The following is a 19,696-nucleotide window of genomic DNA, read 5'->3' as shown; positions in this document are numbered from 1 at the left end:
CCCTCACTTCATGGCATCAAAGATGGGTTTGAGGGTCGAGGCCCAGTTCTGGGGATTGATGTCCCCCACGTGGCGGTAGCGGATAATCCCCTGGCTGTCGATGAAGAAGGTTTCCGGCGCGCCATACACCCCCAGATCCAGCCCCAGCATTCCATCGGGATCATACAGGTTGATCTGGTAGGGGTTACCGAGCTCTTCCAGCCACTTGATCGCCTTGTCCCGCTCATCCTTGTAGTTCATGCCGACGATGGTGATCCCCTGCCCCGCCAGCTGCTTGAGGTAGGTGTGCTCACCGTAGCAGGTCGGACACCAGGTCGCCCAGACGTTGAGCAGCATGGGGCGCCCCTTGAAGATGTTGCGATCGTACCGTTTGTCGAGATCGTAGATGTCCTGCAGGGTAAATTCGGGCACTTCCTTGCCCACCATCACGGATTCGAGCTTGGTGGGATCGGAGTAGAGCCCCTTGAACAGGAACACAGCCCCCAACAGGAAGACCACGAAGGGGATCAGAAACAGCCAGGTCTTGCGAGTCATGCTTTCACCTCCTCTTCACGACGGCCGAAGCGGTAGCGTTTGTCGAGCATCGCCAGCACGCCACCGATGGCCATGAAGACGCCACCGAACCAGATCCAACGAACGAATGGCTTATAGTAAATGCGTACCGCCCAGGCCCCGTTGTCGAGGGGCTCGCCGAGCGCGGCATAGAGATCCCGGGTCACGCCGGCATCGATGGCGGCTTCGGTCATCGGCATGCGGCTCACCGTATAGACCCGTTTCTCGGGCTTGAGGGTACCGACATGCTTGCCGTTCTTGTGCACTTCCAGCACGCCCTTGAAGCCGTCGTAGTTGGGGCCGTTCTTTTCGGCAATGCCGGTAAAGACGAACTCGTAATCGGCAAACTGCACCCTGTCTCCGGCCTGCATCCGCAGATCCTTCTCGATGCTGTAGTTTTGGGTACAGGCGATGCCGATGATGCTGACCGCAAGGCCCACGTGACCCAGGATCATGGCCCAGTGGCTGTTGCCAAGGCGGCGCACGCCGACTGCAAAGCTGTGCTTGTGGGTGGCACGGGCCCAGGTTTCCTGGGCACTGGTGACGATGATCCAGACACCCAGGCCAATGCCCACCGCAGCCCAGGGCTTGAATGCCTCGGCAAAAGCGAGCGGCAACAGCAAGGCGGCCGCCAGACTCAGCAGCAGGGCCAGGATCACCTTGCCCTTGAGCTCGCCAAGTTCCTGACGACGCCAGCGAAACAGCGGGCCAACCCCCAGCAGCAGGGCAAACGGGATGATCAGCCAGCTGTAGATGTGGTTGAAGAAGGGTGTCCCGATGGAGATGCTGCCAAGTCCCAGCTCCTTGTGTACCAGCGGCAACAGGGTGCCCAGCAGCACGGTGAGCAGACCCGCCACCAGCATGATGTTGTTGGCGAGCAGCAGGGTCTCGCGGCTCCACAGCTCGTGCTTGCCGTGGCTCTTCACATGGGAGCCCTTGAAGGCGAACAGCAGCAGGGAGGAACCAATTACCGCCAGCAGGAAGCCGAGAATGAACAGGCCGCGGGTCGGGTCAGAGGCAAACGCATGCACCGACACCAGCACGCCGGAGCGCACCAGGAAGGTGCCGAGCAGGCTCAGGGAGAAGGCCGACAGGGCCAGCAGCACGGTCCAGGCCTTGAAGGTGGCGCGCTTCTCGCTCACCGCCAGCGAATGGAGCAGTGCGGTCCCCGCCAGCCAGGGCATGAAGGAGGCATTTTCTACCGGGTCCCAGAACCACCAGCCACCCCAGCCGAGCTCATAGTAGGCCCACCAGGAGCCGAGCACGATACCCAGCGTCAGGAAAACCCAGGCCGCCATGGTCCAGGGACGGGACCAGCGGGCCCAGGTAGCATCGAGGCGCCCGGTCATCAGGGAAGCAATCGCGAAGGCGAAGGCGACCGAGAAGCCCACGTATCCCATATAGAGCATGGGCGGATGGAAGATGAGACCGGGATCCTGCAGCAGCGGGTTGAGATCGCGCCCATCCACCGGGAAGTAGGGCAGCGTGCGAGTGAAGGGATCCGAGGTGAACAGCACGAAGGCGGTAAAGCCGACCGAGATGAGGCCGAGCACGCCGAGCACACGCGCCACCGCATCCAGCGGCAGACGGCGGCTGAACAGGGCAACGGCCGCGGTCCAGCCCCCCAGGGTCAGCACCCACAACAGCAGGGAACCCTCGTGGGCGCCCCACACGGCGGATATGCGATAAGCCAGTGGCAGGCGGCTGTTGGAGTTGGTGGCCACATACTGCACGGTGAAATCATTGTCGATAAAAGCCCAGGTCAGGCAGAGGAACGACAACAACAACAGCAAAAATTGGGCATAGGCGAGCGGGCGAGCCGCCGACATCATGCCAAGACGGCCCCATTTTGCGCCAAGCAGCGGGTAGCTCCCCAGCAACAGGGCGGTGGCAAAAGCCATGATCAGAGCAAACTGTCCTAATTCCGGGATCATGGACGGGTTCCTTTCTGGTGAGCCGTGCCCCTGACAGGGGCACGGAGACGAAACGATGAAACGAAAGCGACGGGGATCATTGCTTGGAGCCCTTCAATTGCGCGTCGGTATACTCCGGCTTGTAGTGCATGCCGCTGGTGGCTTCCGCCACTTCCGGCGGCATGTAGTTCTCGTCGTGCTTGGCCAGCACCTCGAAGGCTTCCACCGTGGTGGCATCCTTGAGGGTGCCCTGGGCGACGATGCCCTGCCCCTCGCGGAACAGGTCCGGCAGGATGCCGTCATATTCGACCGTCACCAGATGGCCGCCGTTGTCCACCAGCTGGAAGGCCACCCTGAGGCTCTGGGGATCCCGCTTCACCGAACCGGGCACCACCAGGCCCCCGATGCGCAGACGCTGCCCCTCTTCCGGCTTGATCTTGTCCGGTCCTTTCCCTTCAACCAATTCGCTCGGGGTATAGAAGAGATCGATATTCTGGCTGAGGGCATAGAGCACCAGGCCGCTCACGGTCGCCAGTCCCAGGGTGATGGCGAGGATAATGGTGAGGCGTTTTTTTCGTCTCGGGTTCATAGGGTGTTCTCCATCTGCTGGGCCGCCTTGCGACGGGCCTCGCGTGCCTGCTTGCTGCGCAATTCGCCGAGCAGGCTGCGGGTTTTCATACGGGTAGAAATGACGATACCGACCAGGCAAAGCAGGGTCAGGCCGAAGGAGAGCCAGACGTAAAAGGCGTAGCCGCCCATCGCCAGAAAGTCACTGAAAGAGGCAAAGTGCATGCTTACTTCTCCTGCTCTGCAATCTCTTTGACCCAGGGGCGATGCCACTCCCGCATCAAGAGCTCGTTACGAAAACGCATCAGGGTCAAGGCCCCGAGGAAGGTGGCAAATGCCAGGATCATGATGAGCAAGGGCCACAGCATCTCGGCCGAAATGGAGGGCTTGTCGAATTTGGTGATGGTGGCGCCCTGGTGCAGGGTGTTCCACCACTCCACCGAGTAGTGAATGATGGGCAGGTTGATCACCCCCACCAGCGCCAGGATACCGGCGGCGCGACCTGCCAGCACCTTGTCGCTGAAGGCGTTGTAGAGTGCGATGACACCAAGGTAGAGGAACAGCAGGATGAGCTCCGAGGTGAGGCGAGCATCCCATACCCACCAGGTGCCCCACATGGGCTTGCCCCAGGCGGCACCGGTAAAGAGCGCGATGAAGGTGAACACGGCCCCGACCGGCGCGATGGCGGCCACCGTCATGTCGGCCATGCGCAGCTGCCATACCAGTCCGATAAAGGCAGCGACGGCCATGGTGGAGTAAGCCCCCATGGAGAGGATCGCGGAAGGCACGTGGATATAGATGATCCGGAACGAATCCCCCTGCTGATAATCGGCGGGGGCAAATGCCAATCCCCAGATGGTGCCGATGATAAACGAGAGCAGACTAATCACCGCAAACCAGGGCAACAGGGTACCAGCCAGCTGGTAGGCCCGCTCCGGTTTGGCGTAAGGGTGCAACCATTTCCACATAGCTCACAAAACCTTTTGTTATTAATCGTTTGGCGAGGCCTACCATACCTGTCACGGGTTTACATCAAATACCCCGAAAGCGATAAGCGAGCCTCTCCTTGATCCACCGCAACTTAATTTTTTCAAACAGCGTCCCATTCGGGACTTCTGCAATCTGACTAACTGTGAAGTCAGTTGAGGCTGACCCGCAGGGCTGCCGAGACCGCCAGCGGGGTCAGGGTCAGGGCCCCCACCAGCATGGCGGCCAAAATAGCGAGCTGGCCGCCATAGGGCAAGCTCATTCCAGCCGCATCGATGGCCGATGTTGCAAAGATCAGTACCGGAATATAGAGCGGCAGGATCAGCAGGCTGAGCAGGACGCCACCCTTGCGCAGACCGACAGTCAGGGCTACCCCGACTGCGCCGAGCAGGCTCAGTACTGGAGTACCCAGTGCCAGGGTCGCCACCACCGCCAGATAGGTGTTCATGTCCAGCGACAACAAGATGGCGAGCAAGGGGGAGATCAGCAGCAAGGGCAAGCCGGTCAACAGCCAGTGAGCAACCACTTTGGCCAGCGCCAGCAGCCCGAGTGGATGAGGCATCAACATCATCTGCTCCAGCGAACCATCGCTGAAATCATCGCGAAACAGCCGCTCCAGCGACAGCATGGCCGCCAGCAGGGCCGCCACCCAGATGATCCCCGGAGCGATACGGGCCAGCAACTTGGGCTCCGGCCCTATGCCAAGGGGAAAGAGGGTGATGACGATCAGGAAAAACCAGATCGGGTTGAGAATATCGGAACGCTGGCGCAAGGCGATCAGCAGTTCACGGTGAATAAGGTGCATAACGGCGCGCAGCATGAGCTTACTCCTGCAACAGAGGGGTCAGCGACAGGGTTTTCAAACGTCCCTGCATCAGGGTGAGATCCTGGTGGGTGGTCAGGATCACCATGCCCCCCCGCTCCGCATGAGTCAGGAACAGTTGCTCGAGCACCTTGACCCCCTGCTTGTCGATGGCGGTAAACGGCTCGTCCAGGATCCAGAGTGACGGCTTGTCGCACAGCCACAGGCGGGCCAGGGCGACCCGACGCTGCTGACCGGCAGAGAGCTGGCCAGTTGGATTCTCCTCGAAACCGGCAAGTCCCACCCGGGCAAGGATCTGCCACAGGTCGCTGTCCTGTTGCTGAGGGTGATGCAACTGCTGATAGAACTTGAGGTTTTCAAACGGTGTCAATGCCGCTTTGACCCCGGCATGGTGGCCCAGATAGAGCAGATTGGCATGATATTCATCGCGGCAGTGGCGAATGTTCTCTCCATTCCAGCACACCTCGCCTGCAAATGGCTGTGACAACCCGGTCAGCAGACGCAACAAGCTGGTCTTGCCGACTCCGTTCGGACCTTCGATTTGCAGCAGATCGCCAGGCGCTACCGTAAAGGAGAGATGTTCAAACAGGGTGCGATCTTCACGCACGCAGCTCAGATTGTTGACTTGAAGCAGCATGAGGATGTTGTCAGGTGGAAAGAAGCGGCCTGCATATTAACACAGTATTGGAGGGGGTCTTTTCAAAGATGCCAATAATCAGCAGGATTTGTGGCGAAGATCGCGCCACAAACGCTTAGAAAAATGGCCAAAACAAATCAGGAAGGCAGTTGCCTTCCTGACTCATCAAGAGCGCCCTTTTCGTAATGAAATCAGGAGCTCAGCTTCTGCCTTCGGCAATTCGCACTCGCTCATGACCTCGTCGATATCGGCGCCCAGCTCGACCATCTTGGCGGCACGGCTGTAAAGCCGGCGTTCCGGATCCTGCAGGGTCAGCTCCTGCTGACGATCGTTGATCTGCTGCATTGCTCCTTCCACCGACTGCAACCGCTGGCCCATGCCGATGGCCCCGGTATGAAGCTCCATCATCTGCTTGCGCAGACTCTCGAGCTGGCCCTGCAGCGCCGCCACGCTGGCCTCGGACTCCTGCTTGCTTCGTTTGCTCCTGAACCAGATGAAACAGGCAAACGCCAGTGCAATCAGGGACAACCCCAAGGCAACAATCTCAATGATCAAAACATCACCTTTTTGTTAGAGAGAACCGATCTCGTCCCACTCTTCATCGGAGAGCAGCTTGTTCAAATCGACCAGGATCAGCAGCTGGCCATCACGGTTGCTCACACCCTGGATGAACTTGGCGCTCTCTTCGGTCCCTACCGCCGGTGCGGCATCGATCTCGGAAGAACGCAGATAAACCACTTCCGCCACGCTGTCCACCATGATGCCGATCACCTGCTTTTCAGCCTCGATGATGACGATACGGGAATTTTCACTGACATCCCCGGACGGCAGACCGAAGCGGGAACGGGTATCGATGACAGTCACCACGTTGCCACGCAGGTTGATGATACCGAGCACATAATCCGGAGCCCCAGGCACAGGCGCGATCTCGGTATAGCGCAACACTTCCTGAACCTGCATCACGTTGATGCCGTAGGTCTCGTTTTCCAGTTGGAAGGTTACCCATTGCAGCACTTCATCTTCGGCCAGATTCTGTGCAATATTGCGCTTTTCTGTCATGTTTTATTCCTTTTATAAAAACGTCTACTGCTAAAAACTAGCAATAAAACAACTCGACTGCAGAAGTTATCAGCGACCTTCTATGTTGACCCCGCGCTCCAGCAACAGGAGCAATTCGCTGACATGCAGCAGGGCACACATTTTCTCTTTGACCATGCCCGCCAGCCAAGGGCGCTTGCCCGCCTGATGGCGCCATTTTACCTGATCCCGGTGCAGCAGCTCGGTTCCCCTGAGATGATGGCAGGCGAGACCCCAAGGGGATTGCCCAAGCATAATCAAATACTTGTATTCGTCCATCTCAAGATGTTGACCCGGCATGACCCACTGAGCCGTATCGACCACATTCATCTTCTGCTCGCGGGAAGTCATCAACCCCTTGTACCAGGATGGCTGACCAAACAGGGAGGTCACCTCCCCCAGTTGGTGGATCCCGCCAAGATCGGTCAGGGGAACCGCAAAGGTCACCCCGGCGACTTCGAAAAACAGGGCCTGAAACTCATTGCCGCTGTCGATATTCTGCCAGCTGACCGGCTCGGGAGCCGGATCGGGGGCAAGCTCCACCGCCGTTTCGGTGATGACAGTGGTCACAGGTTCTGCGACAGCCACCACCTCTTCAGGCCAGGCAGGTTCGACGGGCAGCAAGGACTCTTCGGCAACTATCTCAAGTAGCTCGCTGACGGGTTCCTCATGGGACAGGGCGTCAATTTCGAACTGCACCTGACCCACTTGCGCCAGCAATTCACTCAACTGGGCCAGGCGTGCATCTGCCTCCAGATAAGGGGCTGCCTCAACCAGTGGTTCAACCACGCTCTGGCGCTGCAGTTGCACCACGGGAGCCAGCTCAGGCTCGTCGGCCTCATCCAGCGAGAGGGCTTCATCCAGCAGCAGGGAGTGGAAATAGTCGTCCATAGCACGGACTTGAATGGTGTCTCTCATGCCATCACCTCCTGCGCCCGCTGCCGTTCAAGGGCATCGAGATAGTTGAGCAGTGTCTCGTAGGCATAGGTTCCCCGACTGCCAGGTGAATAGATGGAGGGCGGAATATGCAGCAAGCTGGCATCCCTGAATTTGGTATCGATGGGGATCACCGCGTTCCACACCGCATCACCGTATTGCTCCTTGATCGATTTCAGGGTCATCAGGGAGGCACGGGTACGCTTGTCAAACATGGTCGGGATCACGGTATAACGGAACTTGTCCCGCTTGGAACGCTGCATGATCTCGAATGTCTTCATCATGCGCTCCAGCCCCTTGAGGGCAAGAAATTCGGTCTGGACCGGCACCAGGATGCGATCGCAGGCCGCCAGCGCATTGACCATCATGACCCCCAGCACGGGCGGGCAATCGATCAACACGTAATCGTATTGATCCTGAATGCGCAGCAAAGCCCGCTTTAGCACCAACCCCATCCCTTCCCGATTGCCCATGACTCTGTCCAGAGTCGCCAGCGTGATGGAGGCCGGCAACAGGTGGATATTCTCGAACTTGGTCCTGAGTGTCAGTTTATTGACCAGCTCGGCGGTAGGCTTCACCGACTGGAAGAGTTCATAGAGAGTGCCATCCAGGCGATCGGAATCATAATCCAGATAAGATGTCAGCGAGGCGTGCGGATCGGTGTCAATCAGCAGCACTCGTTGGCCACGTTGGGCCAGGATCCCGGCAAGCGAGACCACTGTGGTGGTTTTCCCCACCCCGCCTTTCTGGTTGGCAACCGTCCAAACAATCACTGTATCAATCCTGCCTTGTTGTTATACGTATGCCGCCACCGGGCAAGGCGATCACCCTGACCTCTCCTGCATCCAGCGCCTTCTGAACCTCTGGCACGGGTTCAACGGTCACCGGCGAGACCTTGGCCGGTGCGGGCGGCGGTACCCATGCAAACTTGGATACTGCCACCACCACCTTGCGGTTCTGCACTCGCCCCTGTTCGTTACCATTGTCGGCAAACGGTGAGAACTCGCCATATGCCTCGAAAGCAAGCCGCTCGGGCGCGATGCCATTGGCAATCAGCCCATTGAGTACTGCTTCGGCCCTAGCGGCTGAGAGAGCCCAGTTTGAACGAAAAATTTCATTATGAATCTGTTGGTTATCTGTATAACCCCTGACTCTCACATAGTTATCGACCGGTTTGAGAATACTTGAAATGGTATTAATGACGGGCGCCGCATTTGTTCCCAAAAAGGCGCTACCGCTGCCAAACAGCAGACCGGCGCTCAATTCGATGGTCAGCCAGTTTTCATCCTGAGTCAGCTTGACGATCCCCGCATCCACCAAGGAACCCATGTTCTCCTGCAGTTGCAGGTCGAGCTTGGCCAGCGTGGTACCATCCTGCAGTACCGGCACCCCCGAGATAGGCGCAAGCGACGGAGCTGGAGTCGTGGCGCCATCCAGAATGGAGGGGGCCGCAGAAACGGGGTTAGAGAGCAGGGAATCCCCTTGTCCTTCTAGCAAGCCATCTGTGGGAGATTGCATGACACTGAATGCCTGGCTCATGCCATCGATGACGGCGCGATACTTGTCCTTGTTGACCAGCGCGACCGAGTAGAGCACCACAAACAGGGCAAAGATCAGCGTCATGTAATCGGCATAGGAGACCAGCCAGCGATCGAGGTGTTCACGCCCCTGCAAGTGCAACCGATAGCGCTTGCGCATGGCTACTCTCCTTTCAGATAGGCCCTGAGGCGCCGTTCAACCTGCAGGCCGTTTTCACCATGGGCAATGGCAATCAACCCCTCCAGGGTCAGCTCCTGGAACAACGCGTAATGATAATGAAAAGCCCGTAGCCGGTTGGCGAGCGGCAGATAGATCAGGTTGGCAAACCCCACCCCATAGATGGTCGCCACGAACGCAACCGCGATGCCCGCCCCCAGCGCTGACGGCTCTTCCAGATGAAACATGGCCTGGATAAGCCCAAGGACGGCACCTATGATGCCGATAGTCGGGCTGTATCCCCCCATAGCTTCAAACACTCTGGCGGCATGCTCGTTGCGTTCCTGTTCGATATCGATGTCCGCCTCCAGCAACATGCGGATATCTTCCGTCGAGACCCCATCGACGATCATGCCGAGCCCCAGACGGGTAAATTCATCCTCTTCCTGCTCCGCTTGGTTCTCAAGCGCCAACAATCCCTGTTGCCGGGCAAAGGCGGCCCAGGATTGCAACCGCTCGGCCTGGGTTGCGAGATCCTGATGGGGCGGGGAAAACATCCATAACGTCTGCCGGATGGCAAGCATGATGTATTTTGCGGGAGTCTGCAGTGTCACGGCACCGATTGTGCCGCCCACCACGATGAGAAACGCGGGTCCGTCAACCAGAGTGAGCAGGGAGCCACCATGCCAAACCTGGGCAATGGCAATGGCTCCCAGCGCAAGGAGCAGACCGAGCAGGCCCATGATCAGCGCCCCAACTCGACCAGAATACGCTGAGCCACCTTGTCCAGAGGGAGTGATTCGCTGGCAATGCCTGCCTTGGCAACGGCCTGGGGCATGCCATACACCACGCAGGACGCTTCATCCTGAGCCCAGATGGTGGATCCCTGCTCTTTGAGCAGGCGTGCGCCATCCCGACCATCGGCACCCATCCCGGTCAGGACGATGGCCAATACCTTGTCGGCATAGGTTTTGGCGGCGGAGGCAAAGGTGATATCGACACAAGGCTTGTAGTTGACCTTGTCATTGCCATCGACAATCCGGATGCGTGCGCCGGCACCTCGGCCTTCCAGCAGCATCTGTCGGCCACCCGGCGCCAGATAGGCATGTCCCGGTTTGAGTACGTCGCCATCTTCGGCTTCCTTGACCCCAATCTGGCACAAGCCGTTGAGGCGTGCAGCAAACGCAGCGGTGAAGGTCGCCGGCATATGCTGGATCAGCAAAATCGGATGAGGGAAATCCTTTGGCAACTTGGTCAGAACATTTTGCAAAGCAACGGGCCCACCGGTCGAGGTACCGATGGCCACCAACTGGTAGCTCTTGCCACTACGTTTAAACGCCACAGCGGGAGCTGCGCGGGTCGGCTCCGCCTGACGTTCAATACCACGAGTCGGAGCAACCCCGCCCAGCGGGCTGCGAGTCGCGGGCTCGAGAGCCTTGGGACGAGCTGCCGAGTTCATCATGAAACGCTTGCGGGAGATTTCTTTTACCCGCTGTTGCAGCAACCTGACCGCCTCATCTTTATCTCGGGCGATATCTTCAAATTTCTTCGGTAGAAAATCGAGCGCACCGGCATCCAGGGCATCGAGCGTCGCCTTGGCACCCTCATGGGTCAGTGAGGAGAACATCAGAATGGGAGTCGGGCACTTGGCCATGATCTCCCGCACCGCGCTGATGCCATCCATCACGGGCATCTCGATGTCCATGGTGATCACGTCAGGACGCAGTGACATCGCCTTCTCGACTGCCTCACGGCCATTCTGGGCTGTATCGATCACCGTCAGCATGGGATCCTGAGCGATGATTTCGCTCACTCGACGGCGAAAAAAGCTCGAGTCGTCGACAACTAATACCTTGACTGCCATTGTTATTTTTCTAACTCCTCGGAGCTGGGTGATTAATGTCTACGCGCATATGCCTTGAGCAGACTCGGCACGTCCAAGATCAGGGCGATACCGCCATCACTGGTGATGGTTGCCCCTGCCATGCCCGGCGTCCCCTGCAGCAGATTGTCCAGCGGCTTGATGACCACCTCTTCCTGACCAATCAGGCTGTCGACCACAAAGCCGATCTGCTGGGTACCGATCTGGACGATGACTACATGGCCGGTATCCTGACGGGAACGCTTGTTGGGCCCCCGCACCAGCCATTTGTGCAGGTAGAACAGCGGAATAGCTTTCTCGCGCACTATGATGGTGAGCTGGCCATCGACCATGTTGGCCTTGTTCAGATCCAGATGGAAAATCTCGTTCACGCAACCAAGGGGTAGCGCAAAGGTCTGTTCCCCAACCTCTACCATCAAGGTCGGCAGAATGGCCAGTGTCAGTGGCACCTTGATCTCAAGACGGGTGCCCTTGCCCCAGGTGGAATCGATATGCACGGAGCCATTGAGGCTGACGATGCTGGTCTTCACCACGTCCATGCCGACCCCACGACCGGAAATATCGGAAATCTCCGACTTGGTCGAGAAACCGGGGGCAAAGATCAGGTTATAGGCATCGTTATCGCTCATGCGGGCGGCGGTATCCGCATCAAGCACACCACGACTGATGGCGATGGACTTGAGTTTTTCGGGATCCATACCTGCGCCATCATCTTCGATACACAGCAGGATATGATCTCCCTGCTGGGAAGCGCTCAGGGTGATGGTACCCTGACGCGGCTTGCCCGCTTTCTCGCGCACATCCGGCATCTCGACGCCGTGGTCGCAAGAGTTGCGCACCAGGTGCACCAGCGGATCCGCCAGCGCCTCAACCAGATTTTTGTCCAGGTCGGTATCTTCGCCGACCATCACCAGTTCGATCTCTTTCTTGAGGGTTCTGGCAAGATCGCGCACAACCCGGGGGAAGCGGCCAAACACCTTCTTGATGGGCTGCATGCGGGTTTTCATGACCGCCCCCTGCAAGTCGGCAGTCACGACATCAAGGTTGGCGACCGCCTTTGACATCTCTTCATCATTGCTGGCAATCCCCAGGCTCACCAGGCGATTGCGCACCAGCACCAGTTCTCCCACCATGTTCATGATGACGTCCAGGGTCTTGGTGTCGACTCGTACCGTGGTATCGCTTTGTACCGCGCTGTTTTCAGCCGGCGCAGCCGCCTTCGCAGGCGCTGGTGCTGCTTTAGAGGGTGTCTCGGCCGGTTTCGCCGGAGCGGCTGGAGCCGGTTTGGCGACTGGAGCAGGTGTCGGTGCAGCAGGTGCGGGCGCCGCCGATGATGTTACAGGTGAAGAGGTCTTGGCTGCAGATGCCATTGTGCTCTGCGGCCCCTGGCCGCGGCCATGCAGCTCATCCAGCAGGCGCTCAAACTCGTCATCATCAATCAGTTCATCGACTTCCTTTTGAACCGATTTCAACGGATTGATGTCTGGCGCCCCAATATGCTGGCCTTGGCCATGAAGCTGATCCAGCAGAGCTTCAAACTCATCATCGGTAATATCACCGGAATCGCTGGCAACGGGAGCGGGGGCCGAGGCCGAAACGACCTTGGTCGGTGCTCCGCCGACACCATGCAACTCATCCAGCAGACGTTCGAATTCGTCCGCAGAAATTTCATCTATTGAACCACCGCCATTGACCGGTGCGGGTTCATTATCGTCAACCATGGGAGCCGCGACGTCAGGCTCTGAAGCCATAACGGGCTCAGGTTCTACTACGGGTTCCGGTTCTGCCACAGCAGGCACAGCACCACCACCCGAAGTGATCAACTGCTCTTCCCCTTCAGGCTTGCACAGCTCATGCAGGTCATGGAGCAGATCGTCGGAGGCAGGGCTTGGTGCTTCGCGATTCTGGACCTGGGCAAACATAACGTTGATCGCATCCAGTGCCTGCAGAATGACATCCATCAGCTCTGCGGTGACGGTACGCTTGCCGTTGCGCAAAATATCAAAGACGTTTTCCGCACCGTGGCATACGTCAACCAGTTCTCCCAGCGACAGGAACCCGGCGCCCCCTTTCACGGTATGGAAACCGCGGAAGATGGCATTTAACAGGTTTTTGTCATCTGGCCGTTTTTCCAAGTCGACCAGCTGCTCAGACAACTGTTCCAATATTTCGGAGGCTTCGACCAAAAAATCTTGCAGTATGTCTTCATCAACTTCGAAGGCCATGCGTCACTCCATTAGAATCCCAGGCTAGACAGCAGATCGTCCACATCATCCTGACCATTAACCACATCGGAACGCGCTTCCGGGTTCATGATGGGACCTTCTGCTTCAATCCCGTTGACAGGAAGGCTACGAGTTGAATGCTCGGCAGAGGCTTCACCAAACATGGTCAGCATTTCTATTAATTTTGTTTCAACTTCCTGAACAAGCTTGATGACCTTGCGGATCATCTGCCCGGTCAAATCCTGAAAATCTTGTGCCATCAGAATTTCAGTCAGCAGTTGCCGTAATTTATCGGCATCAGCCTCAGAAGCCTTAATAAAATCATCGAGTTGGTGACATAACGCCTTGAACTGGCCCACGCTCATGTCACGGGACATCAATGCATTCCAGTTTGGCAACACCAGCTGGATATTGTCGTTGAGGCGATCCGCTATCGGCAAACTGGCTTCTACGGCATCCATGGTGCGGTTGGCAGCCTTGTCCGTCATGTCGATGACGTAACTGAGGCGCTCCCGCGCGTCCGGAATTTCGTGAGTAGCCAGATCGGGAATACGGGGATCGAGACGAAATTCTTGCAGGGAATTGTGCAGTTGTCGTGTCAGCTGACCGACCTTATCGAACAGATCGGAGGCATTGGGGGCACACACTTGCGCAAGCAAATCGTCGGCCAACTCAAATTCGCCTTGCTCCAGATGAGCAACAAGCATCCTTGCCTGGTCGAGCGAAATCATTGCTCTCGTTTTGGCCATCATCCCTGCCACCCCTTAGCCAATGCGTTCAAAAATTTTATCGAGCTTTTCCTTGAGCGTCGCAGCAGTGAAAGGCTTGACGATATAGCCATTGACCCCAGCCTGAGCGGCTTCGATGATCTGCTCACGCTTGGCCTCCGCCGTTACCATCAATACCGGCAGATGCTTGAGTTTGTCATCGACACGAATGGCCTTGAGCAGGTCGATACCTTGCATGCCGGGCATGTTCCAGTCGGTTACCACAAACTGGAAATCACCATTTTTCAGCATCGGCAATGCGGTATTGCCATCATCCGCCTCATGGGTATTGTTGTATCCCAGATCGCGCAGCAAGTTCTTGATAATCCGGCGCATCGTTGAAAAGTCATCAACAATGAGGATTTTCATGTTCTTGTCCAAAATTCCCTCCTAAATAGCCGCCTCGGCGGCTCACTTACATGATGCTAAAAACGGGTTGTGTCCTGCGGATTATGCCTTAGTGTTTCACCTCAGTGTAGCCAGTACAGACACTTATAGATGCCAATCTCGCAAACGGGCGCGCAGTCGGTGCATTGCCTGACTATGGATCTGGCTCACCCGGGACTCACTGACGCTCAAAACCTCGCCAATCTCGCGTAAATTCAGCTCTTCGTCGTAGTAAAGAGAGAGAACCAGGGCTTCTCTCTCTGGCAGGCGACCAATTTGCTCGGATAATTCAATCTGAAATCGTTCTGCGGCCAATTCATCAAATCCGGATCCGGCAGGAGTATCATCGGGCTGCCCGATCACGTCTTCACTGACCCCGAGATCCTCGATACCGATAATTTTTCCACAAGAAACATCCTGCAACATGGCGTGGTACTCGTTGATCGAGACCCCCATATGAGCCGCGACATCGGTATCACGCGCATCCCGCCCCTGCGACTGCTCCACATTCTCGATGGCTTCGGCGATCGCCCGGCTGTTGCGATGCACGGAACGAGGCACCCAGTCACCACGCCTGATCTCGTCGAGCATGGCACCGCGGATGCGGATCCCGGCATAGGTTTCAAAACTGGCGCCCTTGCTACCGTCAAAATTGCGGGAGGCTTCAAGCAGCCCAATCATACCTGCCTGGATCAGGTCATCCAGCAAGACACTGCTTGGCAGGCGAGCCAACAAGTGCTGGGCAATCCGTTTGACCAGAGGAGCGTGACGCTCCACCAGCGCATAGGAATCCTGATGACGCAAGTACGCTTGGGCTTTATTCACGGGAACCTTCCTGTGTGGTGGCCGGTTTTTGCAACAGATTTTCCAGGAAAAACTCCAGGTGACCGCCCGGCTGGTTCGGCACCGGCCAACTGGCAGCCTTGTTGGCAAGGGCCCGGAAGGCCAGGGCGGCCGGCGACTTCGGAAACGCCTCGACAATCAGCTTCTGCTTGCGCACTGCGGCCCGCAAGTTGGTGTCATAAGGCACGCAAGCCACCAGCTCGAGTGAGGTATCCAGGAAGCGATCCGTCACCCGGGTCAGCTTGGCGAACAGTTCCTGTCCTTCCCGCAGGCTGCGCACCATGTTGGCGACCACCTTGAAGCGGAACACCCCGTGCTCCTTGGAGAGGATCTTGATGAGAGCGTAGGCATCCGTGATAGAGGTGGGTTCATCACACACCACTACCATGATGTCCTGGGCCGCACGGGTGAAACTCAGCACCATGTCGGAGATACCGGCTGCGGTATCCACCAGCAACACGTCGACCTGGGTCTTCATCTCGCTGAAGGCACGGATCAGCTCGGCATGCTGCACCGGCGTAAGCTCCACCATGGACTGGGTACCCGAGGTCGCCGGCACTATCATCATGCCGTAGGGCCCCTCAACGATGATGTCGTCTATAGTGCACTCGCCGGCCAATACGTGAGAGAGGTTGCGATGCACCCTCAGCCCCAGCATGACGTCGACGTTGGCAAGACCCAGGTCGGCATCCAGCACCATCACCCGCTTGCCTTGTGCCGCCATGGCGCCCGCCACGTTCAGTGTCACGTTGGTTTTACCCACGCCACCCTTGCCGCCGGACACGGCGATCACTTTCACTCGATTGTTTTGACGCATTTTGCGCAGACCACTTGCCTGATCCATATACATGTTACTCATAAAACTCCGAATCTTCGGCTTCGCCAAAGCCCGTGCCCCAGAAATAGGGCTCTTGCGTTTCTCGCTCCAGCGAACCCATGGCCGCGCCGACGAGCTGCGCCGCATCGGCAACCTGAATATCTTCCGGAACCCGCTGGCCATCAGTGATGTAACTGATCGGCAAGGCGTTCTGGATACACACGTTAATCACTTCGCCCAGATTCAGACTTTCATCCAATTTGGTAAGTATGCAGCCGCTGAGCGGGATCCGCCGGAAATGGTCTACCGCTTCCTGCATCACCCGGCGTTGCGAGGTCGCCGACATCACCAGATAGTTGCGGATCCGTACCTTGGCATTCTTGACCAAGGTATCGAGCTGTTCGGTCAACCGCACATCCCGCTGGCCAACCCCGGCGGTATCGATCAATACCAGACGACGATGACGGAACTGATAGAGCGCATTGGCCAGCTCCTCGGCATCCCGCACCTGGCGAACCGGGCAGCCCATGATGCGGCCATAGGTCTGCAGCTGTTCATGGGCACCGATCCGGTAGTTGTCGGTGGTGATGAGCGCCACCTGCTCAGCGCCATACTTCATGGCAAAACGGGCCGCCAGCTTGGCGATGGTGGTGGTCTTGCCCACCCCGGTCGGGCCAAGCAGAGCCACGGCCCCGCCCTGGCGCAAGATCTCGTCTTCGCTGATCTTGAGCTGGGCGGTGAGCACCTCGGCCAGCTGGGCCATCGCCTGATGAATGGGCATGTCTTCCGGGATGAGGCCTGCCAGCTGATCAGCAAAAGCGTCATCAAAGCCCATTTTCTTGAGCTCCTTGATGAGCAAAGCCCGCATCGGCTCGCGGCGCTCCACTTCTTGCCACATCAGTCCGGAGATCTGGTGCTCCAGCAGTTTGCGGATGCTGGCCATCTCCTTGCGCATCCCTTCCATCTCCTGATCCCGCTGGGCAGGCTGAGAAGAACGCCCACCGGCCGCCATCCGAGGCTTGGGCCTGGCAGGCTCGGGAGCCGCCCCCCACTGTCCCTGTTCGGCCAGGGTTTTGGGAGCACTACTCGCCGCCGCCAGGCCGGCGGACTGCTGGCCACCAAGCGGTGCCTGGCTGGCCGGTTTGAGCTTTTGCTGGCGGGCCAGCAGGGCAGCCAGGGTATCGGCATAATGTTCGTTCTGCCCCTGAGGCTGGGCAGGTTCGGGGCGATTCATCTGCCGCGCGGCAGACGAAATATTGACGCTCTCATCGTTCAACTGACGGCGAACTGGCGCATCTTTGGGCCCCGGTACCTGGGACTGATAATCGACAGCCGCGACTATCTCCACCCCACCGGTGACCTTTTTGTTGGACATGATGACGGCATCGGGCCCGAGAGTCTCCTTGACCTCGGCCAGAGCCGTTCGCATGTCCTTGGCAAAAAACCGCTTAATCTTCACCCGTCGTCTCCGCTAACTAGTTCTGTCCCACCACACTGACGATGCGAATCTGCTTGTCGTCAGGCACTTCCTGATAAGACAGAACACGTAATCCAGGAATGGCATTCTTGACAAATTTGGCCAGGGTATTGCGCAAGATCCCCGATGTCAGAAGCACGGCCGGCTGACCTTCCAGCTCTTGCCGTTGTGTGGCTTCCACCAGCGAGCGCTGCATCCGCTCCGCCAGGCCAGGTTCAATCCCTGCACCATCACCACCACCTGCCTGCAGTGATTGATGCAATATACGTTCCAACTCTGGAGCCAGGGTGATCACCGGCAGCTCGGGATCGGGACCGGCAATCTCCTGGACGATGAGGCGGCGCAGGGCAATCCGGCAGGCGGCCGTGAGCACTTCCGGATCCGGGCTACGCGGCGCGTATTCGACCAGGGTCTGCAGGATAGTGCGCATGTCGCGAATTGGCACGCCCTCATTGAGCAAATTCTGCAATACCTTCACCAGGTTGCCCATACTGATCACCTCGGGCACCAACCCTTCCACCAGCTTGCTCTGATGCTTGCCGATCATGTCGAGCAGCTGTTGCACCTCGTCATGACCCAGCAGCAGGGCCGCATGGTTGGCGAGGATCTGGCTCAGATGCGTCGCCACCACGGTGGCGGTATCCACTACCGTATAGCCCAGGGTCTGGGCATGGGAGACCTGCTCCTTGGCTACCCAGACCGCCTCCAGCCCGAAGGCGGGATCCCGGGTGGCAATCCCCTGCACCTGACCAAAGACCTGACCCGGGTTGATGGCCATCTCCTTGTCATAGTAGACATTGGCCTCGCCGGTGCTGACCCCCATCAGGGTAATGCGATACTGGTTGGGTGCCAGATCCAGGTTGTCGCGAATGTGTACCGCCGGCACCAGAAAGCCCAGCTCCTGGGAGAGCTTCTTGCGCACCCCCTTGATCCGGTTGAGCAGCTCCCCGCCCTGATTGCGATCCACCAGCGGGATGAGCTGATAACCCACCTCGAGACCGATGATGTCCACCGGCATTACGTCATCCCAGCTCAGCTCTTTCTGCTCGTGGGGCTGTTCTGCACTGGCTGGCATCAGCTCGCCCTTGGCCGCCTTGGCCGCAGCCAGCTTCTCGCGACGCAACAGCCACCAGGCACCCAGCGCCGCCAGGCCGCCCAGGCTCAGGAAGGCAAAGTGCGGCATACCGGGCACCAGGCCCATCATCAGCAGGATGGCGGCGGAGATGATCAGCGCCTTGGGATTATCGAACAGCTGGCCCAACACGGCCGTGCCCATGTCCTGATCGGTATTTTGGCGGGTTACGATAATGGCGGCGGCGATGGAGAGCAGCAGCGAAGGGATCTGGGCAACCAGGCCATCACCGATGGCGAGCAGGGTATAGATTTCGGCCGATTCGCCGAAGGTCAGATTGTGCTGGGCCATCCCTATGATGAAACCACCCAGGATGTTGATGAAGAGGATCATGATGCCCGCGATGGCATCCCCTTTCACAAACTTGGAGGCACCATCCATGGAGCCGTAGAAGTCCGCTTCCTGGGTGACCTCCTGACGGCGTTTCTTAGCCTCTTCCTGATTGATAAGGCCGGCGTTCAAGTCGGCATCGATGGCCATCTGCTTGCCCGGCATGGCATCCAGGGTGAAGCGGGCGCTAACTTCTGAAATCCGTCCCGCACCCTTGGTGACCACCACGAAGTTGATGATCATGAGGATCAGGAAAACGATGATGCCGACCGCATAGTTGCCGCCGATCACCACGTTGCCGAAGGCCTCGATCACATGACCGGCCGCCGCGCTACCGTTATGACCTTCCAGCAGCACCACCCGGGTAGAGGCGACGTTGAGGGCCAGTCGCAACAAGGTGGCTACCAGCAATACGGTCGGGAAGGCGGCAAATTCCAGCGGACGCCGAGTATAGACAGCCACCAGCAACACGACGATGGAGAGGGCGATGTTGAAGGAGAAGAGGATATCCAGCATCAGCGGCGGGATGGGCAGCACCACCATGCCAAGGGATGCCAGCACCAGCAAGGGGGTGCCAAACCCTTTGCCAAGCAGCCCTCTGTACTCTTTTAAGCGGCCCAATGATGCCTTGAATTCCATCGCCATTCTC

At 58.1% G+C, this 19,696-nt stretch carries 21 protein-coding genes; all 21 read right to left on the bottom strand.

The features are described from left to right. Nucleotides 1-3 precede the first annotated feature (3 nt). Nucleotides 4-534 carry a DsbE family thiol:disulfide interchange protein gene (locus tag BN1123_RS00515; protein WP_026458715.1) on the bottom strand — a complete coding sequence of 177 codons (531 nt, stop codon included), beginning with the start codon at nt 532-534 and terminating at the stop codon, nt 4-6. Next, complete coding sequence (locus tag BN1123_RS00510; protein ID WP_042024837.1) at nt 531-2,486, bottom strand: heme lyase CcmF/NrfE family subunit; 1,956 nt, start codon at nt 2,484-2,486, stop codon at nt 531-533. The genes BN1123_RS00515 and BN1123_RS00510 overlap by 4 nt, the downstream gene beginning before the upstream one ends. Before the next feature lie 76 nt (nt 2,487-2,562). Then, complete coding sequence (ccmE, locus tag BN1123_RS00505; protein WP_026456547.1) at nt 2,563-3,054, bottom strand: cytochrome c maturation protein CcmE; 492 nt, start codon at nt 3,052-3,054, stop codon at nt 2,563-2,565. Further along, nucleotides 3,051-3,257 (bottom strand): heme exporter protein CcmD, encoded by a 207-nt coding sequence (gene ccmD / locus BN1123_RS00500; protein ID WP_005298845.1) that lies wholly within the window; start codon nt 3,255-3,257, stop codon nt 3,051-3,053. The genes ccmE and ccmD overlap by 4 nt, the downstream gene beginning before the upstream one ends. Before the next feature lie 2 nt (nt 3,258-3,259). After that, complete coding sequence (locus BN1123_RS00495) at nt 3,260-4,000, bottom strand: heme ABC transporter permease (RefSeq protein ID WP_026456546.1); 741 nt, start codon at nt 3,998-4,000, stop codon at nt 3,260-3,262. A 170-nt stretch (nt 4,001-4,170) separates the two neighbouring features. Further along, nucleotides 4,171-4,839, bottom strand: coding sequence for a heme exporter protein CcmB (gene ccmB, locus BN1123_RS00490; protein ID WP_026456545.1), 669 nt, complete (start codon nt 4,837-4,839; stop codon nt 4,171-4,173). Between the two features lie 4 nt (nt 4,840-4,843). Continuing rightward, complete coding sequence (gene ccmA / locus BN1123_RS00485) at nt 4,844-5,479, bottom strand: cytochrome c biogenesis heme-transporting ATPase CcmA (protein WP_042024836.1); 636 nt, start codon at nt 5,477-5,479, stop codon at nt 4,844-4,846. 165 nt (nt 5,480-5,644) lie between these two features. Further along, on the bottom strand, nt 5,645-6,031 hold the full coding sequence (locus BN1123_RS00480) for a DUF2802 domain-containing protein (RefSeq protein ID WP_124240523.1): 387 nt from the start codon (nt 6,029-6,031) through the stop codon (nt 5,645-5,647). A gap of 18 nt (nt 6,032-6,049) precedes the next feature. Continuing rightward, nucleotides 6,050-6,538 carry a chemotaxis protein CheW gene (locus BN1123_RS00475; RefSeq protein ID WP_026456542.1) on the bottom strand — a complete coding sequence of 163 codons (489 nt, stop codon included), beginning with the start codon at nt 6,536-6,538 and terminating at the stop codon, nt 6,050-6,052. 69 nt (nt 6,539-6,607) lie between these two features. Continuing rightward, nucleotides 6,608-7,474, bottom strand: coding sequence for a chemotaxis protein CheW (locus BN1123_RS00470; protein WP_042024834.1), 867 nt, complete (start codon nt 7,472-7,474; stop codon nt 6,608-6,610). Further along, complete coding sequence (locus BN1123_RS00465) at nt 7,471-8,265, bottom strand: ParA family protein (RefSeq protein ID WP_026456541.1); 795 nt, start codon at nt 8,263-8,265, stop codon at nt 7,471-7,473. Before BN1123_RS00465 ends, BN1123_RS00470 begins: the two co-directional genes overlap by 4 nt. Nucleotides 8,266-8,269: 4 nt before the next feature. Then, nucleotides 8,270-9,190, bottom strand: coding sequence for a flagellar motor protein MotB (locus BN1123_RS00460; protein WP_042024833.1), 921 nt, complete (start codon nt 9,188-9,190; stop codon nt 8,270-8,272). Nucleotides 9,191-9,192: 2 nt separating this feature from the next. Continuing rightward, entirely contained in the window at nt 9,193-9,930 is a 738-nt protein-coding gene (locus tag BN1123_RS00455; protein WP_042024832.1) for a flagellar motor protein, read from the bottom strand. A gap of 2 nt (nt 9,931-9,932) precedes the next feature. Then, the gene (locus BN1123_RS00450; RefSeq protein WP_042024831.1) at nt 9,933-11,051 is read right to left on the bottom strand and encodes a protein-glutamate methylesterase/protein-glutamine glutaminase; all 1,119 of its coding nucleotides are present in this window, start codon (nt 11,049-11,051) and stop codon (nt 9,933-9,935) included. Between the two features lie 32 nt (nt 11,052-11,083). Then, nucleotides 11,084-13,294 carry a chemotaxis protein CheA gene (locus tag BN1123_RS00445; RefSeq protein WP_042024830.1) on the bottom strand — a complete coding sequence of 737 codons (2,211 nt, stop codon included), beginning with the start codon at nt 13,292-13,294 and terminating at the stop codon, nt 11,084-11,086. Between the two features lie 11 nt (nt 13,295-13,305). Further along, nucleotides 13,306-14,046 carry a protein phosphatase CheZ gene (locus BN1123_RS00440; RefSeq protein WP_026457228.1) on the bottom strand — a complete coding sequence of 247 codons (741 nt, stop codon included), beginning with the start codon at nt 14,044-14,046 and terminating at the stop codon, nt 13,306-13,308. 12 nt (nt 14,047-14,058) lie between these two features. Further along, nucleotides 14,059-14,430: a chemotaxis response regulator CheY gene (cheY, locus tag BN1123_RS00435; RefSeq protein WP_425278690.1), complete on the bottom strand. Its 372-nt coding sequence runs from the start codon at nt 14,428-14,430 to the stop codon at nt 14,059-14,061. 123 nt (nt 14,431-14,553) lie between these two features. Further along, nucleotides 14,554-15,273, bottom strand: coding sequence for an RNA polymerase sigma factor FliA (locus tag BN1123_RS00430; RefSeq protein WP_042024829.1), 720 nt, complete (start codon nt 15,271-15,273; stop codon nt 14,554-14,556). Next, nucleotides 15,266-16,141, bottom strand: a complete 876-nt coding sequence (locus tag BN1123_RS00425) for a MinD/ParA family protein (RefSeq protein WP_185378279.1) — start codon at nt 16,139-16,141, stop codon at nt 15,266-15,268. Before BN1123_RS00425 ends, BN1123_RS00430 begins: the two co-directional genes overlap by 8 nt. 1 nt (nt 16,142) lies before the next feature. Then, nucleotides 16,143-17,567 carry a flagellar biosynthesis GTPase FlhF gene (gene flhF, locus BN1123_RS00420; RefSeq protein ID WP_042024827.1) on the bottom strand — a complete coding sequence of 475 codons (1,425 nt, stop codon included), beginning with the start codon at nt 17,565-17,567 and terminating at the stop codon, nt 16,143-16,145. Between the two features lie 16 nt (nt 17,568-17,583). Then, nucleotides 17,584-19,686, bottom strand: coding sequence for a flagellar biosynthesis protein FlhA (gene flhA / locus BN1123_RS00415; protein ID WP_042024826.1), 2,103 nt, complete (start codon nt 19,684-19,686; stop codon nt 17,584-17,586). Between the last annotated feature and the right edge of the window lie 10 nt (nt 19,687-19,696).

The organism is Aeromonas enteropelogenes, assembly GCF_000819845.1.
GTDB lineage: Bacteria > Pseudomonadota > Gammaproteobacteria > Enterobacterales > Aeromonadaceae > Aeromonas > Aeromonas enteropelogenes.
Note: the sequence above shows the minus strand (reverse complement) of the source record. Positions and strands in the feature narration are given on the sequence as shown.

Bases quoted from the DNA above. Each gene is read 5' to 3' on its own strand.
- BN1123_RS00515 (WP_026458715.1), bottom strand. From the start codon at position 534: ATGACTCGCAAGACCTGGCTGTTTCTGATCCCCTTCGTGGTCTTCCTG.
- BN1123_RS00510 (WP_042024837.1), bottom strand. From the start codon at position 2,486: ATGATCCCGGAATTAGGACAGTTTGCTCTGATCATGGCTTTTGCCACC.
- ccmE (WP_026456547.1), bottom strand. From the start codon at position 3,054: ATGAACCCGAGACGAAAAAAACGCCTCACCATTATCCTCGCCATCACC.
- ccmD (WP_005298845.1), bottom strand. From the start codon at position 3,257: ATGCACTTTGCCTCTTTCAGTGACTTTCTGGCGATGGGCGGCTACGCC.
- BN1123_RS00495 (WP_026456546.1), bottom strand. From the start codon at position 4,000: ATGTGGAAATGGTTGCACCCTTACGCCAAACCGGAGCGGGCCTACCAG.
- ccmB (WP_026456545.1), bottom strand. From the start codon at position 4,839: ATGCTGCGCGCCGTTATGCACCTTATTCACCGTGAACTGCTGATCGCC.
- ccmA (WP_042024836.1), bottom strand. From the start codon at position 5,479: ATGCTGCTTCAAGTCAACAATCTGAGCTGCGTGCGTGAAGATCGCACC.
- BN1123_RS00475 (WP_026456542.1), bottom strand. From the start codon at position 6,538: ATGACAGAAAAGCGCAATATTGCACAGAATCTGGCCGAAGATGAAGTG.
- BN1123_RS00470 (WP_042024834.1), bottom strand. From the start codon at position 7,474: ATGAGAGACACCATTCAAGTCCGTGCTATGGACGACTATTTCCACTCC.
- BN1123_RS00460 (WP_042024833.1), bottom strand. From the start codon at position 9,190: ATGCGCAAGCGCTATCGGTTGCACTTGCAGGGGCGTGAACACCTCGAT.
- BN1123_RS00455 (WP_042024832.1), bottom strand. From the start codon at position 9,930: ATGGGCCTGCTCGGTCTGCTCCTTGCGCTGGGAGCCATTGCCATTGCC.
- BN1123_RS00450 (WP_042024831.1), bottom strand. From the start codon at position 11,051: ATGGCAGTCAAGGTATTAGTTGTCGACGACTCGAGCTTTTTTCGCCGT.
- BN1123_RS00445 (WP_042024830.1), bottom strand. From the start codon at position 13,294: ATGGCCTTCGAAGTTGATGAAGACATACTGCAAGATTTTTTGGTCGAA.
- BN1123_RS00440 (WP_026457228.1), bottom strand. From the start codon at position 14,046: ATGATGGCCAAAACGAGAGCAATGATTTCGCTCGACCAGGCAAGGATG.
- cheY (WP_425278690.1), bottom strand. From the start codon at position 14,430: ATGAAAATCCTCATTGTTGATGACTTTTCAACGATGCGCCGGATTATC.
- BN1123_RS00425 (WP_185378279.1), bottom strand. From the start codon at position 16,141: ATGTATATGGATCAGGCAAGTGGTCTGCGCAAAATGCGTCAAAACAAT.
- flhA (WP_042024826.1), bottom strand. From the start codon at position 19,686: ATGGAATTCAAGGCATCATTGGGCCGCTTAAAAGAGTACAGAGGGCTG.